We start from the raw sequence: 6589 nt of genomic DNA, 5'->3' as shown, positions 1-6589 counted from the left end.
TAATACTTAATAGCAGAAGCAATGCACAAACTTATTGCAGATATATTAACAATAGATCAAGAACATAGGGTAGTAAAAAAGTATGTTAATGGAGCAATAGAGATTAGATAAAAATAATTTTTGGTGGTACCGGCATTAATGTCGGTACCAGAACGGAGGATAAAAATGAGTATTATGTTTAAAAAAGTAATTATGCACACATTAGATGCGTCATTAGATATGCCACTGTTATCTAAAGAGTGCTTAAACTTAACAGATGATACAGAGGCTTATATTACAAGTTATGTAGTAGGTCTATTTGAAAATCATAGCATGGCTAAAGCAGTGTTTGAAGACAGCTCACCATGGCTAGAGGTTATTAAAAGTGGTATTAAAGATTTTTATAGTTTCTCATGTGATATGGCTCACCAATTTTTTGCATACCTACAAACATTTGAAAACATTCCAAGTGGCGACTTGATTGTTACTCAATTTGAACGTGATGCAGTACCATATGTGGCATTTATTAAACTGAACTATAAAGAAGCATACACTCATGCAATGGATCACAGTGTAGAGAGTAATCAAATCATAAAGCATAAGAGTATATTTCCTGAGAGCACTAGCAAAATTCAAGAGGCAGCTATTATCAATATAGAGAAAATGAATATCCTTTTGCTAGATACTCATAAAGAGAAATATGTGCACACATTATTAGGTTGTACGGCGCCTCTTTCTACAAAACAGAAAATCAATGTTGTAGAAAAAGTTATTACAGAAGCCATTGAGGAAAACTTTGAGAATAAAATAGAGGCACTTTCTTTTGCTAAAAGTAATCTAGCTAAAAGCATTGAGAGTACAAGTAGCATCATGATAGAGGATGTATTGCATGATACATTTGGCGATAGGGAAGAAATCATAAACGCTTGTATGGATATACTTGAAGAACAAGGTATAACAGAAGAGGCTATTGAATTACAACAAGCTTATAAAGTAGGTAAAAAATATACCACTCACAAGTTGAAAACAAATACTGGTATTGAAATTAAATTACCTGTTCAAATACTTAATGATCCCGATGCTGTAGAAATCATTACTAATCCGAATGGAACGGTGGAAGTAAGGCTTAAGAATATAGCAACGCTGATTAGCAAGTAGAATCTAAGTTTGCTGAGAGGAGTGTAAAATGAAAAAACTCACCTATTTAAACAGTGAGTTTTTGGTTTATGAATAAATATTTGTTCAACGAGCTATTATTTTTTATCTTTTTGATTAGTATCAGGTTTTCCTCTTTAATATTTTATTCCGATGATAAGAAAATAACATCCAATAGGTATAAATACAAAGTTTTTAGTTATTAGTGAAGCTACAAAAAATAATAGTCCTGATAAAAGATAGAGGCTTTTGGTCAATTTCCTTTTATTGTTCATAATATCATCTCCTAAACATAATTTGTTAAATAAGTATAATTATTATTTTAAAGTCATTAAAATGTATAACTATAAAGTTGAGTATAACAAATAAATTCAATCAATAAAATAATTTTTTGGAGGAGTAAAGAATGGAAAAAGAAAAAGTATGCAAATGTGAAGTTTGTGGTCAAGAAAAGGCATGTGGTTTCATTGGAAACAATGATAATAAACCATTGTATGTATGTGATGAATGTATTAACAAGGAACTTGAAACAGTTTATCAAGAAGAATGTTTGAATTAATAAAATAATTCTTTGAATAAGTGGGAGTGATAAGATGGTCAAAACACCTATAGATAAAAACGGAAAAGGTAATTGTTGTCCCAAATGTGGGAGTAAAAAAGTATCTGTGCATATGCAATATCCGTTATTTGTAGAAGAGGATTTAAACACAGGGAAAGAGATATTGTATCACTTATCGACAGGTGAGCGTTTATATAATCCAACTATTCGTGAATTAGCACTACGGTATAAACTGGCCAAATTAGATGCTCAATGTTGGATCTATAAATGTAGAAAGTGTGATTGGGTAAGTGAAATGTTTACACCATAAAATAATTTTTTAGGAGGTGAAAAAGTGAAGATAAAAGGAACAAAGAAAGAAATTGATTACATAAAGAGATTACTAGAAAGAGCAGACCATGATTGCAAACATTGTATTTATGCAGAGGGATGTGAAACAGATACGTGTGAAACTTGTGCAGATTATATATTTAAAAAAGTTGAATTTGAAGCAATAAAATAGTTTTTTGTTATGTCTAGTGTGACCTTAAGTACTTAAATCACCCTAGACAAATAAATTGATAGGTATGTCAGAATGTATATATATCAGATCCATTAATAGTGTACGTAAAAAAGTTAGATTTATATATGAAATAAAATAAAGCTGTAGAGGTTAAGTCTACAGCCTATATGAAAAATGATAACTCGTTTTTGATTTTTTCCATTTCTTTTTGAATTTTACATTGTGAAGAAGAGGAGATACTGTTGTATGTAGTAATAGCATGAATAGCAACCCCAATCCCCCATCCTAAAAGAGGGTAAATAAACCAAAGAGTAGAGCTAAAGGATAGGTTTATTACTATTAACAATATCATAACAGCAATATAAACTACTAAATGAATAAAAAAAGCTTTCTTTAAAGCAAGACGTTTAGTAGCTAACTGATAAAGCTCTTCGTCAGAAAGATTAATATTAGACATAAAATAAACCTCCAAATGAATTAAAATTTTCAATTCTAGAATAATAAATTGGATAATGATTGTCAAATAAAATTAGTTTTTGGGCAAAAAAAATACACCTTGGCAGATATGTATAATGATACAATGCGGGAACTTGATTTTATTTTATAATCGCCAAGGAGTATTTAATTAGATAGGCTAATCATTTAGGAGTGAAGCCTATCTACTAGTAATTATAAAATAATTAAACACATGATTCAATAAAAAATGTTTTCGTTGAGGTGAGATAGATGGAGTTAGAGGCAAAAGCAGAATGTAAGTGTGGGAATATCGTTGAAGCTTTAAGAATTAAGCGTTACAACGATTATTTTGAAGAATTTGTATCGTTTATACCAGTTATATGTGATAAATGTGGAAAAGAAATAAAGGGAACCACATGGGGAAGTAAGGAATATTGGCTTAATAAAAATTGATTTTGGAGGTGCAAAATGGGATTGTGGGAAGTTGATTTAAAAACTGGTCCAGCTATATATGTATTGGCAGTTAATGAAAACAATGCAATATATAAATCCTATGAGAAGGTAATTGAAAAAACAAAAGTTATACCTAGTAATGAGGGCTTTGAGAAGTGGAAGAAAGGAATAGAAAAAGTATATATGCATTATTTTAGAGAACTAGATGAAAGTAGATTCAATTTGTACTAAATAAAAATTACTTTTGAGTTGGAAGTGAAAAAGCTTTAGGAAGGAGCTAACAAATGAGGTTCAAGGGAAGTAATAAACAAATAGGAAACATCTTTAAAATATTAATCCAGTTGTATGGAGTAGATGCCAAAATATCAGATATTCAAAAATCAATGCAATTGAAAAGCTAGTTATCAGACATTATAAAGAATAAATGAAATAATTGAATAAAGACCTAAGCACTTATGTTAAATTCTAGCAATTTGGCATAAGTGTTTTGGTGCTTATTCAAGCAAATGAAAGTTTGATATTTAGGAGGGGTTAGGATGAAAGATTATTTACAAGAGACAAAGAAATGCTTAGAGGAATATAAAGCAAATAAGGATATGTTAGAGGCTAATATAAAACTATTAAAGAAATTAAAAGAAAATCGTAAAAACAGGGTTGAGGGAGAAACAGGTGTAACCGGTATTAGATATGATGTGGTTCCAGCAAAAAACAATAAGGTAACTTCAAAAGTAGAGGAAATAGCTATTAAAAATGCTCAGCTTGAATTAGATCTTGAGGAAAAGATAGAGGCACTAAGTTATTATGTGAATCGTATTGATATGGGATTAGAGGAGATTAAGCCTGAATGGAAAGATGTATTAGTTTTGAAGTTTATAGAAGGGTATACATGGGCGTATACAGAAAGAAAAGTTGGACTAAGTGAATCAACATGCAAAAGATATGCAAAAGAGGGGATTAAAGCGTTAGCAGATAAGTTAGCAGGCCAAAAGAGTTACATAGACTTACCTTTATTTAGGGATATTTATCTCGGACAAGTAGTAGGAGAATAGAAGTTATTTAGAGTTAGAGCATAAGTTCTGGCTCTATTTTTTTGAACTAAATAGTGACTTAATTAGAAAAAAGTGATAAATTTAGAATAAGAAAAAATAGATAATTTATTTAGCGAACAAAAAGTGAGGGGATAGTAATGCTAACAAATGATTTGATAACTGAGCGATTGATTCTTAAGAGTACAAGGGAGGAGCATGCTCCATTATGTCTTGATATGTGGCTAGACGATGAAATAGGAAAATATTTAGGAGATCCACCGAGAGATAAGGCAGATGAAAAGTATATGAATTTTGCTAAAGGGATTGAGGAAGATGAAACATGGTATCCTTTTGTAGCATTTTTAAAGGATACTAATGAGTTTGTAGGAACAGGTAGTATTGTACCTATGGAAGATAAGATGCATTGGGACTTGGGGTACTGTATCCATAAGAAATACTGGAGACAGGGATATGGAACAGAACTTATTCAAGCATTAATTGATTTTGGCTATGCCAAAGGGGGCCGCAAGTTTACAGCAGACATTGCACAAGAAAACATTGCATCTAATGCAGTAATAAAAAAGTTAGGGTTTACTATAGAAAAGGAAGGTTCTTTCAATAAACAAGGAACTAATATTACATACGACAATTATACATACAAGCTCGATTTAGAATAAGTATTTTTAGCATTTTCGACATGCAAATAGTTATTTCAATAAAAATATCATTTTGATTAGGATAAGGCCTTACCTTGTATTTTTATTTGAGAATAACAATTAACAAAACTACTTTTAATAAAAAAATTATTGAAAAATATAAAGGGAGATTAGTATGAATTATATAGATATATCACACCAAGTAGAAGATGCATTAAGGCAAGAAAAGAAAAGAAGAAAAAAAGATAAGACATTTACTGAGGAAAAGCAAATAGAATTTGTAAAAAGAGAACTGAGAAAAAACGTGACTAATTTAACAGGGTTAAAAAGATTAAAAGCATTAGATATGGAAACAGAGTTATTTAGTCCTACTAATTTGGTTGCAATATTATTGCTGGTTTTGAGTCTATTAATTAGCCCTATAATTGATAGTTTTAAGATACTGGAAGATCTTAATGTCGAGATGATAAAAGGTTTAATATATCCTAGTTTATCTCTTGATGGAATAATATTGTTTATAGTTTGTATACTAGTAGTATTAATGATAGTTTTATTACCGATTATATGTATATTTTTAATAATATACATTATAAGCAGGTATTTTGGAAGAAACAACAAATTGAGATGTATTTTAAATATAGGAATCAATGAATTGATAGAGGAGTATGAGAAGAAGTTAAAAAATAAAAGTAATAAGCAAGTGTAAAGACATCAACAGAGCAGGAGAAATCCTGCTATATTTTTGGGGTGACCTGTTTGTGACCTACTTTGACCTGATTATGACCTGTTTTGACCTGATGTTGACCTGCTACTGACCTGTTTTACATGTTAAGATGTTAATGGGTGAACGAAAGAAATCATCCTAGATATTGAGTTCGTCCTAATCCCCCGAATATTAAAAAGATAGGGCCACCTATCAAATATCCGTTTTAAACGCACCTAGTGATGTAGTGATCTAGGTGTGTTTTTATTTCAAAAAGTCCTTGTTCAAAACGGTGTGTCAGAACCCAATAAAACTGTTTTGTAAAGGAGAATAGAACAAATGATGAAACCACCAATTCCACGTATGGGTGGAAAATCAAAATTAAGAAAAACTATTTTAGAAAGAATACCAGAGCATATTTGTTATGTAGAACCATTCTTTGGAGCTGGATGGGTATACTTTGGTAAAGAACCAAGCAAAGTTGAAGTGATTAATGACATCGATAAAGAGCTTATCAATATGTTTCGTATGATTAAATACCATGCACCTGAAATAGAACGTGTATTAGAGTATGAGTTTTCAGGACGAGATATGTTTGAAGAGTATAAGCATTGCACTGTGGAGTATCTTACAGAAATTCAAAGAGCGGTGCGTTTTTTATACCTTATTTCACAGAGCTTTGCAGGGAAAGGCAGTACATATGGTTATGGAACAAATAAAGGGCCAGCACCACAGATATTCTATCAAGGTGTACTTAGTGACATTAAAGAAAGACTTAGAAATACATATGTTGAGAATAAAAGCTTTGAGGATATTATTAAAAGATATGATAGACCTCATAGCTTTTTCTTTTGTGATCCACCTTATTTTGAAACTGCAGGTTATGGGAATGAGTTTGGAGAGCAAGAACATCTTTTATTAAGAGATACACTATCTCAGATAAAAGGAAAGTTTATGGTTACAATCAATGACCATCCTAAAGTAAGAGAATGGTATAAGGATTTTAACATAGAAGAGGTGCAAGTATCCTATTCAATAGCAAAAGAACAAAAGGCTAGAAAAGAATATGGTGAGTTAATGATTACAAACTATTAAATA

11 protein-coding genes are annotated in these 6589 nt (G+C 30.8%); 10 read left to right on the top strand and 1 reads right to left on the bottom strand.

All coding sequences use genetic code 11. The features are described from left to right. Positions 1-165 precede the first annotated feature (165 nt). The 4 genes from H8718_RS16650 (at position 166) to H8718_RS16635 (ending at position 2195) form a co-directional block, all read left to right on the top strand. Complete coding sequence (locus tag H8718_RS16650) at positions 166-1137, top strand: nucleoid-associated protein (RefSeq protein WP_249333934.1); 972 nt, start codon at positions 166-168, stop codon at positions 1135-1137. Positions 1138-1540: 403 nt separating this feature from the next. Continuing rightward, positions 1541-1693 (top strand): hypothetical protein, encoded by a 153-nt coding sequence (locus H8718_RS16645; protein ID WP_249333932.1) that lies wholly within the window; start codon positions 1541-1543, stop codon positions 1691-1693. A gap of 34 nt (positions 1694-1727) precedes the next feature. Then, positions 1728-2003 carry a hypothetical protein gene (locus H8718_RS16640; RefSeq protein WP_249333930.1) on the top strand — a complete coding sequence of 92 codons (276 nt, stop codon included), beginning with the start codon at positions 1728-1730 and terminating at the stop codon, positions 2001-2003. Between the two features lie 24 nt (positions 2004-2027). Further along, positions 2028-2195: a hypothetical protein gene (locus H8718_RS16635; RefSeq protein ID WP_249333928.1), complete on the top strand. Its 168-nt coding sequence runs from the start codon at positions 2028-2030 to the stop codon at positions 2193-2195. Positions 2196-2358: 163 nt separating this feature from the next. Here H8718_RS16635 and H8718_RS16630 read toward each other — a convergent pair whose 3' ends face one another. After that, positions 2359-2652 (bottom strand): 2TM domain-containing protein, encoded by a 294-nt coding sequence (locus H8718_RS16630; protein ID WP_249333926.1) that lies wholly within the window; start codon positions 2650-2652, stop codon positions 2359-2361. A 269-nt stretch (positions 2653-2921) separates the two neighbouring features. Here H8718_RS16630 and H8718_RS16625 point away from each other — a divergent pair, with 269 nt between their 5' ends. The 6 genes from H8718_RS16625 to H8718_RS16600 all read left to right on the top strand — a co-directional run bounded on the left by H8718_RS16625 (position 2922) and on the right by H8718_RS16600 (position 6586). Next, entirely contained in the window at positions 2922-3104 is a 183-nt protein-coding gene (locus tag H8718_RS16625) for a hypothetical protein (RefSeq protein WP_249333924.1), read from the top strand. A 15-nt stretch (positions 3105-3119) separates the two neighbouring features. After that, complete coding sequence (locus H8718_RS16620; protein WP_249333922.1) at positions 3120-3335, top strand: hypothetical protein; 216 nt, start codon at positions 3120-3122, stop codon at positions 3333-3335. 305 nt (positions 3336-3640) lie between these two features. Then, complete coding sequence (locus tag H8718_RS16615; protein WP_249333921.1) at positions 3641-4153, top strand: RNA polymerase sigma factor; 513 nt, start codon at positions 3641-3643, stop codon at positions 4151-4153. A gap of 137 nt (positions 4154-4290) precedes the next feature. Beyond that, on the top strand, positions 4291-4809 hold the full coding sequence (locus tag H8718_RS16610) for a GNAT family N-acetyltransferase (protein ID WP_249333919.1): 519 nt from the start codon (positions 4291-4293) through the stop codon (positions 4807-4809). Positions 4810-4963: 154 nt separating this feature from the next. Continuing rightward, positions 4964-5494, top strand: a complete 531-nt coding sequence (locus H8718_RS16605) for a hypothetical protein (protein WP_249333917.1) — start codon at positions 4964-4966, stop codon at positions 5492-5494. Positions 5495-5830: 336 nt separating this feature from the next. Further along, complete coding sequence (locus tag H8718_RS16600) at positions 5831-6586, top strand: DNA adenine methylase (RefSeq protein ID WP_249333916.1); 756 nt, start codon at positions 5831-5833, stop codon at positions 6584-6586. Positions 6587-6589 lie beyond the last annotated feature (3 nt).

Source organism: Zhenhengia yiwuensis (assembly GCF_014384995.1).
GTDB lineage: Bacteria > Bacillota > Clostridia > Lachnospirales > Cellulosilyticaceae > Zhenhengia > Zhenhengia yiwuensis.
This window is presented reverse-complemented; position numbering and strand designations above follow the sequence as displayed.

Bases quoted from the DNA above. Each gene is read 5' to 3' on its own strand.
- H8718_RS16650 (WP_249333934.1), top strand. From the start codon at position 166: ATGAGTATTATGTTTAAAAAAGTAATTATGCACACATTAGATGCGTCA.
- H8718_RS16645 (WP_249333932.1), top strand. From the start codon at position 1,541: ATGGAAAAAGAAAAAGTATGCAAATGTGAAGTTTGTGGTCAAGAAAAG.
- H8718_RS16640 (WP_249333930.1), top strand. From the start codon at position 1,728: ATGGTCAAAACACCTATAGATAAAAACGGAAAAGGTAATTGTTGTCCC.
- H8718_RS16630 (WP_249333926.1), bottom strand. From the start codon at position 2,652: ATGTCTAATATTAATCTTTCTGACGAAGAGCTTTATCAGTTAGCTACT.
- H8718_RS16625 (WP_249333924.1), top strand. From the start codon at position 2,922: ATGGAGTTAGAGGCAAAAGCAGAATGTAAGTGTGGGAATATCGTTGAA.
- H8718_RS16620 (WP_249333922.1), top strand. From the start codon at position 3,120: ATGGGATTGTGGGAAGTTGATTTAAAAACTGGTCCAGCTATATATGTA.
- H8718_RS16615 (WP_249333921.1), top strand. From the start codon at position 3,641: ATGAAAGATTATTTACAAGAGACAAAGAAATGCTTAGAGGAATATAAA.
- H8718_RS16610 (WP_249333919.1), top strand. From the start codon at position 4,291: ATGCTAACAAATGATTTGATAACTGAGCGATTGATTCTTAAGAGTACA.
- H8718_RS16605 (WP_249333917.1), top strand. From the start codon at position 4,964: ATGAATTATATAGATATATCACACCAAGTAGAAGATGCATTAAGGCAA.
- H8718_RS16600 (WP_249333916.1), top strand. From the start codon at position 5,831: ATGATGAAACCACCAATTCCACGTATGGGTGGAAAATCAAAATTAAGA.